The 16850-nt window shown below is 67.6% G+C and carries 16 protein-coding genes; 8 read left to right on the forward strand and 8 right to left on the reverse strand.

Annotated elements, in window-relative coordinates; genetic code table 11:
• Positions 1–12 precede the first annotated feature (12 nt).
• From SRU_RS08810 to SRU_RS08830, 5 genes are all read left to right on the forward strand, one after another.
• Positions 13–678 (forward strand): phosphoribosylanthranilate isomerase, encoded by a 666-nt coding sequence (locus tag SRU_RS08810; protein WP_011404413.1) that lies wholly within the window; start codon positions 13–15, stop codon positions 676–678.
• Between the two features lie 78 nt (positions 679–756).
• Positions 757–1977 carry a tryptophan synthase subunit beta gene (gene trpB / locus SRU_RS08815; protein ID WP_011404414.1) on the forward strand — a complete coding sequence of 407 codons (1221 nt, stop codon included), beginning with the start codon at positions 757–759 and terminating at the stop codon, positions 1975–1977.
• Between the two features lie 52 nt (positions 1978–2029).
• On the forward strand, positions 2030–2866 hold the full coding sequence (trpA, locus tag SRU_RS08820; protein ID WP_011404415.1) for a tryptophan synthase subunit alpha: 837 nt from the start codon (positions 2030–2032) through the stop codon (positions 2864–2866).
• A 124-nt stretch (positions 2867–2990) separates the two neighbouring features.
• Positions 2991–4139: a DUF4837 family protein gene (locus SRU_RS08825; RefSeq protein WP_011404416.1), complete on the forward strand. Its 1149-nt coding sequence runs from the start codon at positions 2991–2993 to the stop codon at positions 4137–4139.
• Positions 4139–4564: a DUF4296 domain-containing protein gene (locus tag SRU_RS08830; protein WP_011404417.1), complete on the forward strand. Its 426-nt coding sequence runs from the start codon at positions 4139–4141 to the stop codon at positions 4562–4564. Before SRU_RS08825 ends, SRU_RS08830 begins: the two co-directional genes overlap by 1 nt.
• A gap of 14 nt (positions 4565–4578) precedes the next feature.
• Here the strand turns inward: SRU_RS08830 and SRU_RS08835 are convergent, their stop codons facing one another.
• Positions 4579–6528 (reverse strand): RecQ family ATP-dependent DNA helicase, encoded by a 1950-nt coding sequence (locus tag SRU_RS08835; protein ID WP_011404418.1) that lies wholly within the window; start codon positions 6526–6528, stop codon positions 4579–4581.
• A 111-nt stretch (positions 6529–6639) separates the two neighbouring features.
• Here SRU_RS08835 and SRU_RS08840 point away from each other — a divergent pair, with 111 nt between their 5' ends.
• A complete protein-coding gene (locus SRU_RS08840; RefSeq protein WP_112904127.1) occupies positions 6640–7683 on the forward strand; it encodes a glycosyltransferase family 2 protein in 1044 nt (347 codons plus the stop codon).
• Here SRU_RS08840 and SRU_RS08845 read toward each other — a convergent pair.
• The 7 genes from SRU_RS08845 to SRU_RS08875 form a co-directional block, all read right to left on the reverse strand.
• Positions 7651–8595 carry a DMT family transporter gene (locus SRU_RS08845; RefSeq protein ID WP_011404420.1) on the reverse strand — a complete coding sequence of 315 codons (945 nt, stop codon included), beginning with the start codon at positions 8593–8595 and terminating at the stop codon, positions 7651–7653. The genes SRU_RS08840 and SRU_RS08845 overlap by 33 nt on opposite strands.
• A gap of 24 nt (positions 8596–8619) precedes the next feature.
• The gene (locus SRU_RS08850) at positions 8620–9045 is read right to left on the reverse strand and encodes a DUF4293 family protein (protein ID WP_011404421.1); all 426 of its coding nucleotides are present in this window, start codon (positions 9043–9045) and stop codon (positions 8620–8622) included.
• A gap of 22 nt (positions 9046–9067) precedes the next feature.
• Positions 9068–10090, reverse strand: coding sequence for an isocitrate/isopropylmalate dehydrogenase family protein (locus SRU_RS08855; RefSeq protein ID WP_011404422.1), 1023 nt, complete (start codon positions 10088–10090; stop codon positions 9068–9070).
• A 151-nt stretch (positions 10091–10241) separates the two neighbouring features.
• On the reverse strand, positions 10242–10703 hold the full coding sequence (locus SRU_RS08860) for an ExbD/TolR family protein (RefSeq protein ID WP_011404423.1): 462 nt from the start codon (positions 10701–10703) through the stop codon (positions 10242–10244).
• 64 nt (positions 10704–10767) lie between these two features.
• On the reverse strand, positions 10768–11376 hold the full coding sequence (locus tag SRU_RS08865; RefSeq protein ID WP_011404424.1) for an ExbD/TolR family protein: 609 nt from the start codon (positions 11374–11376) through the stop codon (positions 10768–10770).
• Between the two features lie 54 nt (positions 11377–11430).
• Positions 11431–11712, reverse strand: a complete 282-nt coding sequence (locus SRU_RS08870) for a hypothetical protein (RefSeq protein WP_011404425.1) — start codon at positions 11710–11712, stop codon at positions 11431–11433.
• 102 nt (positions 11713–11814) lie between these two features.
• On the reverse strand, positions 11815–12561 hold the full coding sequence (locus SRU_RS08875) for a MotA/TolQ/ExbB proton channel family protein (protein WP_013062145.1): 747 nt from the start codon (positions 12559–12561) through the stop codon (positions 11815–11817).
• Between the two features lie 589 nt (positions 12562–13150).
• Between SRU_RS08875 and SRU_RS08880 the strand changes: the two genes are divergently transcribed.
• Positions 13151–14827 (forward strand): helix-hairpin-helix domain-containing protein, encoded by a 1677-nt coding sequence (locus tag SRU_RS08880; protein WP_237701692.1) that lies wholly within the window; start codon positions 13151–13153, stop codon positions 14825–14827.
• Positions 14828–14865: 38 nt separating this feature from the next.
• On the forward strand, positions 14866–16833 hold the full coding sequence (locus SRU_RS08885) for a penicillin acylase family protein (protein WP_011404428.1): 1968 nt from the start codon (positions 14866–14868) through the stop codon (positions 16831–16833).
• The last annotated feature ends 17 nt before the right edge of the window (positions 16834–16850 follow it).

Here is a 16850-nt window from a genome sequence, read left to right on the forward strand (position 1 = left end):
GAGCAATGCCCCATGGGAGTTGAGCTCAAAGTTTGCGGCATCACAGAACTCGAAGACGCACGCTACCTGGCGGGCGCCGGGGCCGACTACCTCGGCTTCGTCCAACACGAGGAGAGCGCCCGCTACGCCCCTCCGGCCCTCGCCAGCGACATTATCGAATGGGTGCACGGGCCGGCCCCGGTTGGGGTGTTCGTGAACGACGGCGCCGACACGATCAACGAGGCCGTGGACACCGCCGGCTTCGAGCTTGCCCAGCTCCACGGGCAGGAGCCCGCCCACGTCGTGGAGCGCGTCGACTGCCCCGTGATCAAGGCGATTCACGTGCGGCACGACGCGGCCCCGAACCAGCTCCGGACCCTCTTCGAACGCTACGAAGACGGGGTCGAGTATTTTCTGCTGGACACCCACGACTCGAGCGTGTGGGGCGGCACCGGCGAGTCGTTCAACTGGCGCCTCGCCCGCGAGCTGGCGGAGGACTATCCGGTCTTCCTGGCCGGTGGGCTGAACGCCGACAACGTGGCCCGGGCGCTCGAAACGATGCGCCCGTTCGCCGTCGATTTGTCCAGCAGCCTGGAGTCCGCCCCCGGACAGAAGAGCTTCGAGAAGATCGACGCGTTCATGGATGCGTTTCAGGCCGCGGCGGCCGAGTTGGAAGAAGCCGAAACGCATGACCCCTGACCCGGACCGCAACGCGAGTGTCGCGTAAGAGAGTACCGGTATTCCCGACCGCTATTCACTCTGCAAGAGTTGCCCGCCATGTCCTCTCCCGCTACCACGTCTCGTGCGGACACCCTCCCCGATACCGATGGCCACTTCGGCTCGTACGGGGGAGCGTTCGTGCCGGAGACCCTTACCCCTGTACTGGAGGAGTTGAAGGCCGCCTACGACACGTATAAGGACGACCCGGACTTCCAGGCCGACCTCCGCGCCCTCCTCCGTGAATACGCCGGGCGGCCCACCCCCCTCTCCTACTGCGACCGCCTGACCGAACGGATCGGCGGGGCCCGCATCTACGCGAAGCGGGAAGACCTTTGCCACACCGGGGCCCACAAAATTAACAACACGCTCGGCCAGATCCTGCTGGCGACGCGCATGGGCAAGGAGCGCATCATTGCCGAAACCGGGGCCGGGCAGCACGGGGTGGCCACCGCCACGGTCTGCGCCAAGTTCGGCGTCGACTGCGTGATTTACATGGGGGCGGAGGACATGGAACGCCAGCGCCTCAACGTGGAGCGCATGGAGCTGCTGGGCGCGGAGGTTCGGGCGGCGACCTCGGGCAGCCAAACCCTGAAGGAGGCCACCAACGAGGCCATTCGGGACTGGGTGTCCAACCCGGACGACACGTTCTACATCATCGGCTCCGTCGTGGGCCCGCACCCCTATCCCATGATGGTGCGCAACTTTCACCGGGTGATCGGCACCGAGACGCGTCGCCAGCTCCGTGAGGAGACCGGCCGGGAGACGCCGGACGCCATCGCGGCCTGCGTGGGGGGCGGCTCCAACGCCATCGGCATCTTCCATCCGTTCCTCGACGACCCCGAGGTGCAACTGCACGGGACGGAGGCGGCGGGCGGCGGCCTCGACGGCGACCACGCGGCCACCCTTGCCGAGGGGTCGCCGGGCGTCCTGCACGGGGCGATGAGCTACCTCCTGCAGGACGACGCCGGTCAGGTGAGCCTCGCCCACTCGCTCTCCGCCGGCCTCGACTACCCCGGCGTGGGGCCCGAGCACGCCCACCTGCGCGACGAGGGACGCGTCTCGTACCACCCGGTGACCGACGACGAGGCCCTGGACGGGGTGGAGCTTCTCTCCCAAACGGAAGGCATCATCCCGGCGCTCGAAACGGCGCACGCCGTCGCCCTCCTGCCCGAGCTGGCGCGCACCCTGGCCGAGGAGCGCGGGGACGACGCCGTCCTCGTCTTTAACTGCTCCGGCCGGGGCGACAAGGACATGCAGACCATCGCCGCACACCGGTAAGGACGAGCCGTCCGGTGCCTCTCGCCTCCCCTGCTGCCTTCCCCCGCCCTCCATGTCCCGACTCGACGAGACGTTCGATGCCCTCGGCCCTGACGAAAAGGCCATGGGGCTCTTCCTCACGGACGGGTTCCCGAATCCCGACGCGACCGTCCCCCTGCTCCACGCGATCGATCGCGGGGGGGCTGACTTCATCGAGCTGGGCATGCCCTTCAGCGATCCACTGGCCGAAGGGCGTCCCATCCAGCGGGCCAGCGCCCGGGCCCTCTCCCACGGGGTCACACTGCCCGACACCCTCCGGACCGTCGAGGCGTTTCGGGAGGACAGCGACACGCCCCTCCTGTTGATGGGCTACGTCAACCCGGTGTTCAAGTACGGGGTCGATGCCTTCTGCCGGGACGCGGCGGAGGCCGGCGTCGACGGCCTCATCCTGCCGGACCTGCCCCCGCAGGAGAGCGACGCGCTCTGCGACGCGGCCGCCGCCCACGGCCTGGAGCTGGTCTTCCTGATCGCCCCCAACACCTCCGACGAACGGATTCGGGTCGTCGACGAGCGGGCCACGGGCTTCGTCTACGCCGTGAGCGTAACCGGCCTCACGGGCAGCGACCTGGCCGAGACGCCGAGCGTAGACGAGTATCTGATGCACGCCCGAGATTTTGTGGCACAAAACCCCCTCCTCGTCGGCTTCGGCATCAAGACCCACGACGACGCAATGGAGCTGAGCCGGCACACCGACGGCTTCATTGTCGGCTCCGCCCTCATCAACCGCGTTGAGGCCCTTTGGGAGGACCCGGAGCGGTCGACGACGGACCGCCTCGATACGGTGGAGGGGTTTGCCCGCCACCTCAAATCGGGGACGCCGGTCCCTACCCCTCAACCCAACCCGGCATGAGGCCGGGCGGCGCGCTCGGTCGTCGCCTCAAAACGCGCGTCGGGAACGGAATTGCTCCGGAGCAATCGTTGCGCTTGGTCGTGTGAGGGGGTGCGTTCCACTTCACTTCTCCATCTTCCCTCCCATGCGCCGCACTCTTGTCGTCCCCGACGTCCTCCTGCTCGGGACGCTACTCGCCGGTCTGCTCCTCTTGTCCGGATGTGAGGGCGACTACCGCCCCCGTGCCGTGGGGCCCATCGGCGAGATCACCGTCGTCATGGACAGCTCCCACTGGACGGGCCCCAGCGGCGAGGCGCTGCGCGCAAACGTCACGCCCTGGGTCGAGACCCTTCCGGTGTCGGAGCGCTCCTTTCAGCTGCGCCACCTGGAGTTGACGGACGAGCGCACGTACGAGCGCGTCCAGGACCTGAAAAACGTCATCATCGCGGCGCCCCTCAGCGACTCGACGAACGAAACGTCATTTCTGCGGCGGCGTCTTTCGGACGAGGCGGAGCAGGCCATCCTGGACGGCCAGACCGCCGTGGTCCCCAAGCCGAACTTGTGGCGCCGCAGCCAGCGCATCTACTACGTCGCGGCGGCCAGCCCGGACGCGCTCGCCGAGACGTTCCAGAGCCAGGGGACGCAGATCCGGGACACGTTCACGGAGGCGACGCTCCAACGCATGGACCGGAACATGTACGAGGACGATCGCCGGTCGGCGCTCGAGGACACCCTCATGCAGCGCCACGGCTTTGCCGTGAACATGCAGTCGGACTTTCAGATTGCCGTCGACACCACGACCGGATCGGAAGGGTTCGTCTGGCTGCGGCGTCTTCTCGCCCAGACGCGACGCGAATTCTTCGTCTACTACGTCGAGGACGTCAGTCCCGACCAGATCACCCCCGAGTGGATCTACAACACCCGCGACTCGCTCACGCGTCGCCACCTACGGGGCAACGTCCGGGGGTTCGCAAAGATCGACTACCGGCGCCCCCTCAAGACCGAACAGCGCTCGTTCCTGGACCGGTACGCGTACGACTCGCGGGGCCTCTGGTACATGGTCGCCCCGCTCGGTGGGGGCAATGAGCTTCGCCCCGTCGGGGGCGGCGGTCCGTTCGTAAACTACACGTTCTACGACCAGGCTACGGATCGGGTGTACATGCTGGACGGGTCGATCTTTGCCCCCGACAACGACAAGATCGACCTCCTCCGGCAGATGGAGGTCATGGCCCGCACCTTCCGCACCGCGGAGGGGAGCCGCTCGCCGGATGCGTCGCCGACCGCCGCAAAGTAATGCCCACGGTCTCCTCTCTTCTCCGCTCGGTCTCCCCTCGTCGGTGGGGCATGGTCGGGGCCGCCATCGGTCTCGGATTGATGGTGGGATGCTCGGGGTTCTCGGCCGGCGACACGCCGCTTCCGGACACCACGTTCACGCGCGTGCTGACGGAGCTACACATGGCCTCCTCCCGCCAATCCCGGGACGTGGCGACGCCTCCGGGCCTTCGAGACTCGATTCTCGCGCGGTACGACGTGGAGCCGTCCGAATTCGAGGCCACCCTGCGGCACTACACCCGTCGTCCGGATCGCCTCGAGACGATGTACCAGACCGTGATCGATACCCTCCAGGCCCTACGGCGCCCGGACCGACGCAGGCCTGATTCGCGGAGCATCCCGGACTCTCTTGAGGACCGTTCTCGAAAGGCCTCCGACGCTCCGTAGCCCCGCGCCCCGCCTCAGAGCCAGTTTTCTGCCCGCTCCGTAAGGCGCACCGATCCGTCGAGGGGATCCTCCACGGCCAGGTAGTCCTCCTCGACGAGCCAGTCCACGAGCTCGTCGATGCGCCGGGGCGGTGCCGGCGGGTCGTCGAACCACTCGTCGCGCGGGGTCGACGCGGCCACCTGCTCCAGGATGCGGCGAAGGACCGGCTCGTCATCGGGGGTAATGGCCGCGGGCTGATGCCGGCCGAGACACACGTCGCACGCGTCGCACTGCTCGTCGGCCTCCTCCCCGAAGTAGGTGAGCAGGGCCCACCGCCGACACGCCACGGATCGCGTGTACCGGAGCATGTATTGGAGCCGCGTTTCGGCCCGCCGCCGGGCACTCTGGACGGTCTGGTCGTCCACGGGCAGTTTCGAGGCGCGGGGGTGGGCAAGCTCCACCTGAAGGGCCGCCCCCGGCGGTTTCCAACGGAGCACCCCCTGCTCTTCCAGGTAGCGCAGCCCGGCCCGGAGGCGGTCTCGGGACAGGTCCGCCCGGCGCCCGACGGCCCGCAGGTCAAGGGGCCACCACCCCCGAAACGCGTCGGCGTGGACGGCCCGCAATAGGGTCCGCACGAACGCGGCCAGCGCCCGGTTGCCGACCGTGTCGGCGTATTCGCGAACCTCCCGGGCCGACGCCGAAAACCGCAGGAGGCCGAAGTGTTTGCGGCGCGGCAGAAGCGTCCACGCCCCCTGCCGGTCGATCAGGTCGACGGCGGTTCGCACCTTCGTCCGCGAAAAGCCCGTCGTTTTCAGGACGGCGTCGAGACGGACGGCGAGCGGCCCGTCCGGCTCGCTCCCCACCGGTATCTGTCCCACGCTGCAGACCGCGTCGTAGACCGCCCGCACCTCTTCGGCCGTGGGGTGTGAGGATTCGATCAGGGCCGCCTGCGTGTCGGCGTCGGTGGGCTGGTACAGGAGCACCGCGTGGGCCTGCTTTCCGTCACGCCCGGCCCGGCCCGCCTCCTGGTAGTAGCTCTCCAGCGACGAGGGGGGGGCCATGTGCACCACGAAGCGCACGTCGGGCTTGTCGATGCCCATCCCAAAGGCGTTGGTCGCCACCATGACCCGCACGTCGTCGTCGACCCAGGCCTGCTGGCGGTGCTCGCGGGCCTCGGAATCCAGGCCGCCGTGGTACGCCGCCACGGACACGCCGTGCGCATCGAGCCGCTTCCGCCACCGGGCCGCGTCCCGGCGCGTGGGCACGTAGACGATGCCCGTCCCCGGCACCGCGTCGACGACCGCACGGAGGCGCTCCCACTTCTTGTCGGTGCGGAAGACGGACCACGTGATGTTGGGGCGGTCGAACCCCCGCACCACCTCGACGGCGTCCGGCAGCTCCAGCAGTTCGAGGATGTCTTCACGCACCGCCGGGGTGGCCGTGGCGGTGAGGGCCACGGTGGGGGGCGTTCCCAGTTGCGCCCGGGCGTCGGGGATCTGGAGATAGTCGGGCCGGAAGTGATGGCCCCATTCGCTCGCGCAGTGGGCCTCGTCAACCGCCATGAGCGACACGTCCAGGCGCTCCGCCCGGGCCTGAAAGACCTCCGTCGCGAAGCGCTCGGGGGCCATGTAGACAAGATCGTACTGCCCGTGCTCCGCATTCGTCCAGCGCTGTTCCACCTCGTAGCCGGGGAGGGTGCTGTTGATGAACGTGGCGGCGATGCCCTGAGCCTGAAGCGCCTCCACTTGGTCCTGCATCAGCGCGATGAGCGGCGAGACGACCAGTACGAAGCCATCGCCGAGAACGGCGGGGAGCTGGTAGCACAGCGACTTCCCGCCCCCCGTCGGCATCACACCCAGTACGTTGCGGCCTTCCAGGAGCGGCTCCAGCACCGCCTCCTGGCCGGGCCGGAACGACTCGTGCCCCCACCCGCGCTGCATCGCACGGCGCGCCTCCTCAACCGAATGCGACGTCAGGTCGGCCATCAACAAGGGGGGCTCAAGTCAAATTCCATTTTCCGCGATCAGCTATTATGTTTGCCCGGGCGCAGCGTTCGTTCTCTTCCCCACGCGGTTCGGCCGCAGGCCGGTTCTCTCATGTCCGCCCCGCCGGTGTCCATCATCATCGTCACCTGGAACGCGAAGGAGCTGGTGCAGACGTGTCTCCCCTCCGTGGTGGCCACCGACTACCCGAACTTCGAAATTATCCTGGCCGACAACGCCTCCACGGACGGCACCGCGGCCTGGGTCGCCCGCGAACATCCGGAGGTCAAAATCGTCCGCCACCCCGGCAACTGGCTCTTCTGCCGCGGCAACAACGCCGCCCTGCCCCACGCCTCCGGCCGGTTTGTGGTGCTGCTGAACAATGACGTGGAAGTCCCCCCCGGCTGGCTGCACCCGCTCGTGGAAGCAGCCGCCGGGCGGCCTGATGTCGCCGCCGTGCAGCCCAAGCTGCTTCAGTACGACGACCGCGGCCGGTTCGAGTACGCCGGGGGCGCCGGCGGCTTCCTGGACCGCGCGGGCTACCCCTTCACCCGGGGGCGCCTCTTCGAGACCATGGAACGCGACCGGGGGCAGTACGACGATCCGCGCGACGTCTTCTGGGCCACCGGGGCGGCCCTCCTGCTCCGTCGCTCGGCCCTGGACGAGGTCGGCCCCCTCGACGAGCGGTTCGAGATGCACATGGAGGAGATCGACCTCTGCTGGCGGCTCTGGCGTCACGGCTACCGGGTCCGCGTGGCCCCGGAGAGCACGGTGTACCACATCGGGGGCGCGTCGCTTCCACAGTCGTCCCCCCGGAAGACATACTACAACTACCGGAACAGCCTGCTCATGCTCTACAAGAACCTCCCGCCCTCGGCCTGGCGCCAGACCCTGCCGCTCCGGGTGGCCTGTGACGTAGCGGCCCTCGGGCGCGTGCTCGCACAGGGACGAGGGCGGGAGGCCACGGCCATCCTCCGGTCCTACCGGGACGCCTTCCGCATGCGCCGGCACTACCACGACACGCGGCCCGCCCCCGCCGACCCGGCGGTGTTGCCGTTCTACCGCGGCCTCGTGCCCGCCGATTATTTTCTCCGCGGCCGCCGCACCTTCGCTGACCTCCCGCGGTCACGCTTCGTCCTCCCGGACGACCGCCCCTGAGGGGGCCGGGTCGGCGGCCCCCTCGGGCCGCGCCTCGCGCCGCCAGACGACGACCGCCACCGCGGCCAGGACCACCACCATCCCCACGATGGAGGCGGGCGGCGGCACCTCCCCGAACAGGCCGTACGCGAGGAGCGACGCCCCCACCGGCTCCAGGAGCGCCAGCATGCCCACGAGGGCAGCCGGCACGCGCTGAAGGGCGTAATTGAAGGACCCGTGCCCCAGCACCTGCGGCCCCAGGGCAAGCCCGGCACAAACCGCGTAGAAGGACCAGGAGTAGCCCGTCAGCGGCACGCCCCGCAGGACGGCGGCCGCCAGGGCCGTCAGCGCCGCCACCGCGTAGAGGGGCGTCACGTACGCCAGCCAGGACACCTTCTGCCGGACGACCCGCCCAATGAGCAGATACACGCTCACCAGAAGCGCCCCGCTCAACGCCAGCGCGTTCCCCAGGAGCGCCCCCTGTCCCAGGGCCACCGTCCCCGCGTCGGCCCACCCGATCAGCCCCGCCCCGCCGACCGCAATTCCAATGGCAAGGACGGTTCCGCGGCGCAGTCGCTCCCCCAGAAACAGGTAGCCCAGGGCGGCCAGGATGATCGGGCTCGTCGTCACCAGCACCGAAGCGCTGGCCACCGTCGTGTGGTACAGCGACTCAATCCACGCAATGAAGTGCAGCCCCAGAAAGACGCCGGCCGCGCCCGTCAGCATGACGTCTCGACGCGTCAACCGCCGGAGCTCCGGTGCGGTGCGGGCCGCCGCGACCGGAATCAGCACGGCCGCCGCCGTCACGGTCCGCCACACCGCAATCGCGAGGCCCGGCACGTCCCCCGCCCAGCGCACCAGAATGGGCGCAAAGGCGAAGCTGAGGACGCCGAGGCTCAGGACGACGTAGATCCGGCGGGGCCAGTCGGACATGAGGGGAGCGGGCCAGTGCCGCGGCTACCGGATCCGGTCCATCGACTCCACGAGCTCGATGTCGCTTTCGATGCCCCGGCGCGCCAGCCGAAACAGGACGTACGCGACCATGGGAAGCAGCAGCACGATCGTACGGCTCCACAGAATCCCCGTCGGATCGGTGAAGGTGAGGGTGCCGGTCGTATATAGCCCGCCGTACAGTACCCCCGCGAGCACGATGGTGAGCACCTGAAGCCCGTACACGACCGTTCGCTGCGTCTTGCGCCGCTCGTAGAGAAAAATGGCGCCGAGTGCGGTCGCGGCGGTCCCCACGACCAGCCCAGCGACCGACGGGACGAACCAGGCGTACCGCTGCGCGGCGGGGTCGCTCCAGGGGACCTCGAAGAGACCCGTGGCCGCCAGTGCGAGGGCGCCGAGGAGCAGGTAGACGGTTTGGATGCGTTGGATCATGGCGGTCAGGTCGGGCAATCAGTTACGCTTCAACTTTGCTCGCCACTCGGTCCGAGAGGGCGTCGGCGAACTCGGACGTCGAGGCGTCCCCCCCCACGTCCTGCGTCAGCGTGTCGCCGTCCCGGTACATGGCAAAGAGGGACTGTTCGATCGCCGCGGCCGCCTCGTCCTCGCCAATGTGCTGGAGCATCATCGCGGCCGTCCGGGTCATCGCCGTGGGGTTCGCCACATTCTGGCCCGCAATGTCCGGCGCGCTCCCGTGAACCGCCTCAAAGACCGCCAGCTCGTCCCCGATGTTGGCCCCGGGCGTCACCCCCAGCCCCCCGACGAGCCCGGCCGTCAAGTCACTTAGGATGTCGCCGAAGAGGTTCGTCGACACGATGCAGTCGTAGTTCTCCGGGTTGGTGACGAGCTGCATGCACAGATTGTCGATGATGCTGTCCTCAAACTCAATGTCCGGATACTCCGCCGCCAAATCGCGGCCAATGTCCAGGAAGAGCCCCGACGTTTTCTTGAGAATATTGGCCTTGTGGGCGAGCGTGACGTGCTCACGGCCGTGGGCCTGCGCGTACTCGAAGCAGAAGCGGATGATGCGCTCGGCCCCCCGCTTGGTCACCCGGGCAATCGAGTCCGCAATGTCGAGCCGTTCGTCGTAGTACTCGATGCCGGAGTAGAGCCCCTCCGTATTTTCGCGGAAGATGATCAGGTCGACGTCGTCGAAGGGCGTGTCCAGCCCCTCCAGGCTCGTGGCGGGCCGGACGTTCGAGTACAGGTCCAGGCGCTGACGGAGCTGCACGTTGACACTCGTAAACCCTTGTCCCACCGGCGTCGTCACGGGCCCCTTGAGGGCCGTCCCGCGTTCTTGGATGGAGTCGACGATGTCCGACGGCAACGCGGGGCGCCCTCGTTCGACCGCATTCGCTCCAATCACGCGGTGGCGGTCCCAGTCGATGTCTACACCGGCGGCCTCAATGACTTGGAGGGTCGCCTCGGTAACTTCGGGGCCGATGCCGTCGCCGGGAAGCAGGGTGAGTTGATGAGCCATAGATGGGGATGTGGTTCGGAATCAGTGAGAAAAGCGGAACTGCAATTTGAGGGCCCTCCGTTCCTCGACGCAGGGCCGCGAAAGACACGCCGGGCCAAACAAAAAAGCCCTGCCGGGAAGCAGAGCTTTTTTGGGGCGAGGGCGCAACTCATCAGGACGGAGGGGGGCCCTCGCGGTTGGACGAGTAGTTGATGCGGAGCGCATTCGCCTCTCGGAGCTCCTGCTGCACCTCGTTGACGATCTGCATCTCGGACTCCTGGTCGACCTTGAGAGACACAATCAGCTGCGGCTGCTCCTGCAACTTGTTGTACATGATCTGGCGGATGGTGCGTCGGTTCTCGATCAAGGCGTCATCGATCTGGATCGCGGTGTCGCCCTGATTCTCGCCCCGCTTGAGAGGGCCAATGTGCACCTTCGAGATGAGCCGCTTCTGGTCGATTTTCGTCAAGGCTTCCGCCTGTGGGAGCTGGGTCCGGACCTTGATGTCCGTCTCTCGGAGCACCGTTGCTACCATGAAGAAGATCAGCAGCATGAAGACGATGTCCGGGAGCGAAGCGGTCGTAAACTCCGGCTCCGTGCTCGAGCTTCCCCGTTGAAACTTCTGCGACGCCATGAGAAGGAGGTATCAGTGAACAAAAACGGATGGGTCGGACGCTCCTGTCCGGGAGGCGAAGCCCCTACTCACCGGTGTCGGGCTCGGCAATCGAGATCTGAGCGCCGAAGGTGTCCCGAATCTGATTGTCCTCGTCCGGGCCGAGCTGGTTGTAATACTCCCGGTAGCTCGAATAGGTCTGGTCGAGCCCGGCCGACCCGCCATCGGGGCCCGGAAGCCGGTTGGTCCGGGCAATTTGGTCCCAGATCTCGCGGTACGACATCCACACCTCATCGAGAACCTCGATATACGTGTTGTAGGGCGTCGCCGCGTCGGTCTTGATCGAGATCACCGCGTCGTCCGGGCTCGCGGACAGGCTCGGGTCCTCTCCATAGTTCAGCACGTGCTTCTTGACGCGGTCGCGGATTTCGGCCACGCGAGCCCGCTCCTCGTCGACCAGCACGTCCCCGGAGGCGTTCACCAACACGTTCATGAGGTTGCGCTCCTTCACCGGGGGGGGCTCCTGCTCCGGCTTCAGCTTCGGCGGCAGGGTCATGCCGATTCCGGTGTCGACGTTAATGGTCGTGGTCACCAGAAAGAAAATGAGGAGCAGAAAGGCAATGTCCGCCATTCCCGCGGTCGGGATGGACGCTTCTTCTCGGTCGCTGCGCCGCTTTTCCAGCAGTCCAGGCATAATTGTGAGATCGCTACCGGTGGACAGTTCAGTGCATTGTCGGGGGCCGGGCGGCTACATCATAAAGAGTTTGCGCAGGCCCGTTAACAAGAGGCTCAAGGCAGCCAGGCCAAACATGACGACGAGGGTGTATATGCCCGCCTGGACCCACGTTTGCATCGTGGCCCCGAGGACGGCAATGAGCACCCCGGGGATGGCGATGATGGCGATGCTAAGGGGCTGCACCTTGCCGTACACGAGGCTGCGGAGGCCGAAGATGCCCATGCCCAACAGGCTGAGCCCGGCGAGGGCGATGGCGGCCCAGATGGCAATGGGGAGAATGGCATTTTGACTCATAAAAGGACTATCGGTCTATCGTTGGAAAAAGAGAGAAGGGGACCCGGGAACCAGGCCCCTGCGCCCGCGGGGTCGGCGGCACGCAGGGGGCCGTCCGCATCCCTACTCTTCTCGTTCGCCAACGCTTTCCGGAATTGACTTCTCGGCCGTGGCGGACTCGCCCCGCTCCAGGGCCACGAGCGCGTCGACCAACTCGATGGATGCATCCTCCATTTCGGCCACCAACCGGTCAATCTTCGACACGGCGTAGTTGTAGAAGAATTGAAGGATGACCGCCACGATAAGCCCAAAGGCGGTCGTCAGGAGGGCAATCTTAATGCCGCCGGCCACGAGCCGCGGGGAAATGTCTCCGGCCTGCTCGATCGAGTCAAAGGCCTCGATCATGCCGATAACGGTTCCGAGGAAGCCGAGCATCGGGGCGACGCTAATGAAGAGCGAAAGCCAGACGAGTCCCCGTTCGAGGAAGCTCATCTCGATGGAGCCGTAGGAGACGACCGCCTCTTCTACGGCGTCGATGCCTTCGTCGGCCCGGAGCAGCCCGGCCTGAAAGACAGACGCAACGGGGCCACGCGTGCTGGCGCACTCCTCCTCGGCCGCCGGGATCCCCCCCTCGTCGAGGGCCTCCTTCACACGCTGTAGAAACGCCTGCGTGTTGATGTCGGCACGGTTCAGCGAAATGATGCGCTCAAACGAAATTGCAAGCCCAATGATGAGGCAAATGAGAACGGGCCACATCCACTCGCCCCCCTCGTTGAAGCGTTCAACGAGGGCATTGATGGCACCGCTTCCGCCGGACTGTTGGGGCAGCAGAAGCAGAAGGTGAACCGACAATTTATCCAGGATGACCATAAGTGGCTAGTGCTCAGTCGAGTCTATTGGAGGATGAAAGTCAGGTGTGAGGGGTACGAGACTGGGACAAGCCCGGTTGATGGGACCGGCCGGAGCGGCCCTGAACGCTACACGCCAGCAGGGGGAAGGCCCGTAGAATCAGTCTCTCACAAGCGAATACAGCAGCATGCGTGCAAGCAGATCCGTAGGCTCTGCTTCACAATTACCTAGTATACACAGCCCGGCAGAGGGTGTCAAAGGACGAAATTGACGAATTTACGCGCACCCCGGGTTTTTGCGGCTGCTTTTCGTGAACGAAGTGGGAAGAACACGTTCAGGCAACATTTACGGCCGTGCACAACACGCCGGGGCGCGATTCTCGAAATGCCCCCATTCCCAAGGGACCCGCCCGTCCAGGGTTCCTCTCCGTTCCGCCCCTGACTGCCGTGAACACTCCTTCAACAGTACCGCGAGGCCCACGACTTTTGCTCAAATTCACCGGTTCGTGTAGCGTGACGCTTTCCGTCCCTCGTTGGAATCAATTCGGCGGCCCGGTATGTTGCGGATGTGTCCCACTCGCCGCCATGATTCCCTGGAGTCCCGTACGTCTATGCGCAACGACGAGGTTGCCCAGATTTTACAGGAAACGGCCGACCTGCTCGAACTCACGGGCGGAAATCCGCACCGGGCCCGGGCCTTCGCCCGGGCGGCCCGGTCCCTGCAGGACCTCGACGCCCCTGCCGCCGACCGGCTCCGTGAGGACACCCTCGTCGAGGTGTCCGGAATTGGAGACGGCATGGCGGATCACATCAGCGACATTGTTCATGGGGGCTCGTTCGCCCTTCGCGACGAGTTGCTCAGTGCCGTCCCGCCCGGCCTCCTGGATGTCCTGCAGGTGAACGGGCTCGGGACGAAACGAACCCGCCGCCTCTGGACGGAGCTCGACATTGCCTCGCTCGACGAGCTGGAGCACGCCGCGGAGGCCGATCGGATCACAGCCCTCGACGGCTTCGGCGCCAAGACGCAGCAGAACATTCTGGAGAACGTGCGCCAGCTCCGGCGCTATGAAGCACAGTGGCGCCTCGCCGACGCCTGGGCGGCAGCCCATTCCTTTCTCCAGTCGCTCCGGGGCCTCGACGCGGTCGACCGCGCCGTGCCCGCCGGGGCCCTCCGGCGCCACACCGAAACGATGGAACGGGCCGACGTTCTCGTGTCTACCGCCACCGCCCCATCGGTCGTGGACTGGCTCGACGCGCACCTCGACGCCCCGACCCGGGAAGACTCGGTGGTGACGGGCCGCCTCGACGAGGGACTGCCGGTCGCGGTACACCTCACGTCGCCGGACCGGTTCGGGACGGCCTGGTGGCGCACCACCGGCACCGCCGACCACTGCACTGCGGTGACCGAACACGCCGACTCCCCCGCCGATCACGCTGACGAAGAAGCCCTCTACCGGGCCGCTGGATTGTCGGTCGTTCCGCCCGCCCTTCGCGAAGGACAAGGGGAGGTGCAGGCGGCGGCCGACAATGCGCTGCCGGAGCTGCTCACGACGGAGGACCTCGACGGCTGCCTCCACAACCACTCCACCTACAGCGACGGGGCGCACACCCTGCGCGAGATGGCCCTAGCGGCGCGGGACCGCGGCTACTCGTACTTCGGCATCTGCGACCACAGCCAGTCGCTTCGTATTGCCGACGGCCTGTCGCCCGAGGAGGTCCGCGATCAACGCGACGCGGTGGACCGGCTCAACGATGAGCTTGCGGACGACGAGCCCCCCTTCCGCATTTTCCATGGCATCGAGAGCGACATTCTCCGCGACGGATCCCTCGACTACGAGCAGGAGGTCCTCGAGGCCTTCGATTTCGTGGTGGGGAGTGTCCACACCGGCTTTAGCATGACGGAGGAGGAAGCCACCGAGCGCCTCGTCCGCGCCGTCGAAAGCCCGCACACCCGCATCCTGGGCCACCCGACGGGCCGCCTCCTCCTGGGCCGGGAGGGGTACCCGATCGACCACGAACGTGTGATTGCGGCGTGCGCCGAGCACGACGTGGCGTTGGAGTTGAACGCCAACCCGCACCGGCTCGACCTCGACTGGCGGTGGGTTCGTCACGCCACCGATCAGGGGGTCCTGATCTCGATCAATCCGGACGCCCACGCAACCGCGGAGCTCGACTACGTGAAGTGGGGCGTGGCCGTGGGCCGGAAGGGCTGGCTCACGCCCGACCAGTGCCTCAACGCGAAGTCCCTGGATGCCTTCGTGCAGTGGCTCGATGACACCCGGCCGTAGGGCCCGCTGCTCGTTTCCACGTCCCATCCCCCAAGCTCGTGTCTCGACGCCTCTACTTTGGGCTGGCGGGGGTCCTCATCGCTGTCGGCGGAGCCGTCCTGTGGTGGGCCCTCGGCGGCCCGGTCTCCCCCCCACCGGCCGCGCATCCGATCGCGGACCTCCGGGACACCACGACGGTCGGCTGGACGGATCGCCATACCGCGACGATCGAAGCCACCCACGCGACCGACGCGCTCACGGCATTGGGCTACGTGCACGGCATGAAGCGGGCCTGGACGCTGACGGTGTGGCGTCACACGGCCCTCGGCACGCTCTCCACTGCGTTCGGCGACGGCCTCGTGCCCGTCGATCGACATGCGCGTCGGCTCGGCTTCGCGCACCACGCGCGCCGGGCCTACGAGCGGCTCAGCACCGCGACCCGGGAGCGCCTTCAGGCCTACGCCCGCGGGCTGAACGCGGCCCTTCGGTCCAACCGCGTGCAACAGCGGGAGCCCTTTCTGCACTTTGACCTTGCCCCGAAGCGCTGGGCCCCCTGGCACTCGTTGGCCCTCGCACGGCTGGTGGCCTGGACGGGCACCGCCCCTACGGCCGCCCCCACCGCCCCCGATTCCGGCCTGGCCGACTTTCGGGCCGCCGACCGTCGGCTCCGACGCTGGCTCCGCCTGCATGGGCGGTCGCGCAGCGTGGCGTGGGCCGCGGGGGCACCGGGCGACACGACCCGGACCGTTCTCTTCGCCAAGCACGTGCTGGGGGCCACGGCCAATCCGGTGGTGCAGGAGGTCGTCATTCGGCGCCCCGATGCCGCCCCCACGGTCGCGGCCTCCCTCCCGGGCGCTCCGCTCTTCCCGACCGGCCGCACGAACGGGCGTCGATGGACCTATCTGCTCCACAGCGACGCCACACTCGTCCCAATCGAGGTTGACTCCACAGAGGCCCGCTCCCGCCACGAGCGCATCGCGCCGGCCCAGGGCGGCGAGCAGTTGGTTGAGATTCAGCGGCACGGGGCGCGGGTCCGCGTGGGCCCCATCTCCCCCGACTCGGCCTGGGTGTTGGAGTGGCCCGGCCTCCGCGCCCGCACGGATCTACCGCGGTGGCTCGCCACGGCCCACCTGGACGCGCAGCGTGACGCCGCCGCGCCGGACTTCCATCTCGTGGAGGGCGAGGGACTCCGGGTGGACTCGACGGGGGCGTGGTCGGTCCAGGGCCAACCGCCTGTGGTCGACCGCGGGCCCGCCTCCATCCTCGTCGGTCGGTCCGGCTGGGCCGCCCACCAGGCCGACGTGCTCCGGGCGCAGGCCCGGTCTCGCCCCGTTGCTCCGGCCCAGTGGAGCGCGAGCGACTCGAGCGCCTGGGCGGCCGCCCTCCTTCCGACCCTCCTTCCCGACCTGGCGTCGCTCAACGCTCCCGACTCCACGACCATCGACGCCCGCTCCTACCTGCGCAACTGGGACGCCGTCTACGATCCGGCCAGCATCGGGGCGGTGGTCTTTGCGGAGTGGATGCGCGCCTACCGACGCGAGATTGGCCGTCGCCCAACCCCGACCGATTCGGTCTTCTTTGCGGGGCCGCGCCGGCGCCGAACATTTCGCGCGGCCGTCGACTCGCTCACGCGTCGCTACGGCACCGACGTGCGACAGTGGCGGTGGGAGCGCGCTGCCTCCGAGCGCCGCTTCTTTCCCGTATGGGCGGCCGACAGTCTCGTCGCGGAGGACGTGTCCGCACTGAGCAGCACCCGATTCGCGCCGCTGGACCGTCCCGGCCGGGGCCACGCCTCCAGCCTTTCCGGGGGGCCGGCCCGCATCGTCCCGCTTCCCCTCGGGCCCGCCCCAACGCACTGGGACGGATGGATGCAGGGCCCCCGCGGCGGCCTCACGGTGCGGCGCCTGCGGTTCGAGCCCTCACGGTTCTTTGCCCGCTCCCTCCTGTCCCGCACCCGTCCCCCGCCCGTCTCGGTTGGGCAGGCCCCGATCCCAAACACAACCCGTCTCGTTCCCCCATCCCCGTAATCCTCGGGGCCAGGAGG

Source organism: Salinibacter ruber DSM 13855 (genome assembly GCF_000013045.1).
GTDB lineage: Bacteria > Bacteroidota > Rhodothermia > Rhodothermales > Salinibacteraceae > Salinibacter > Salinibacter ruber.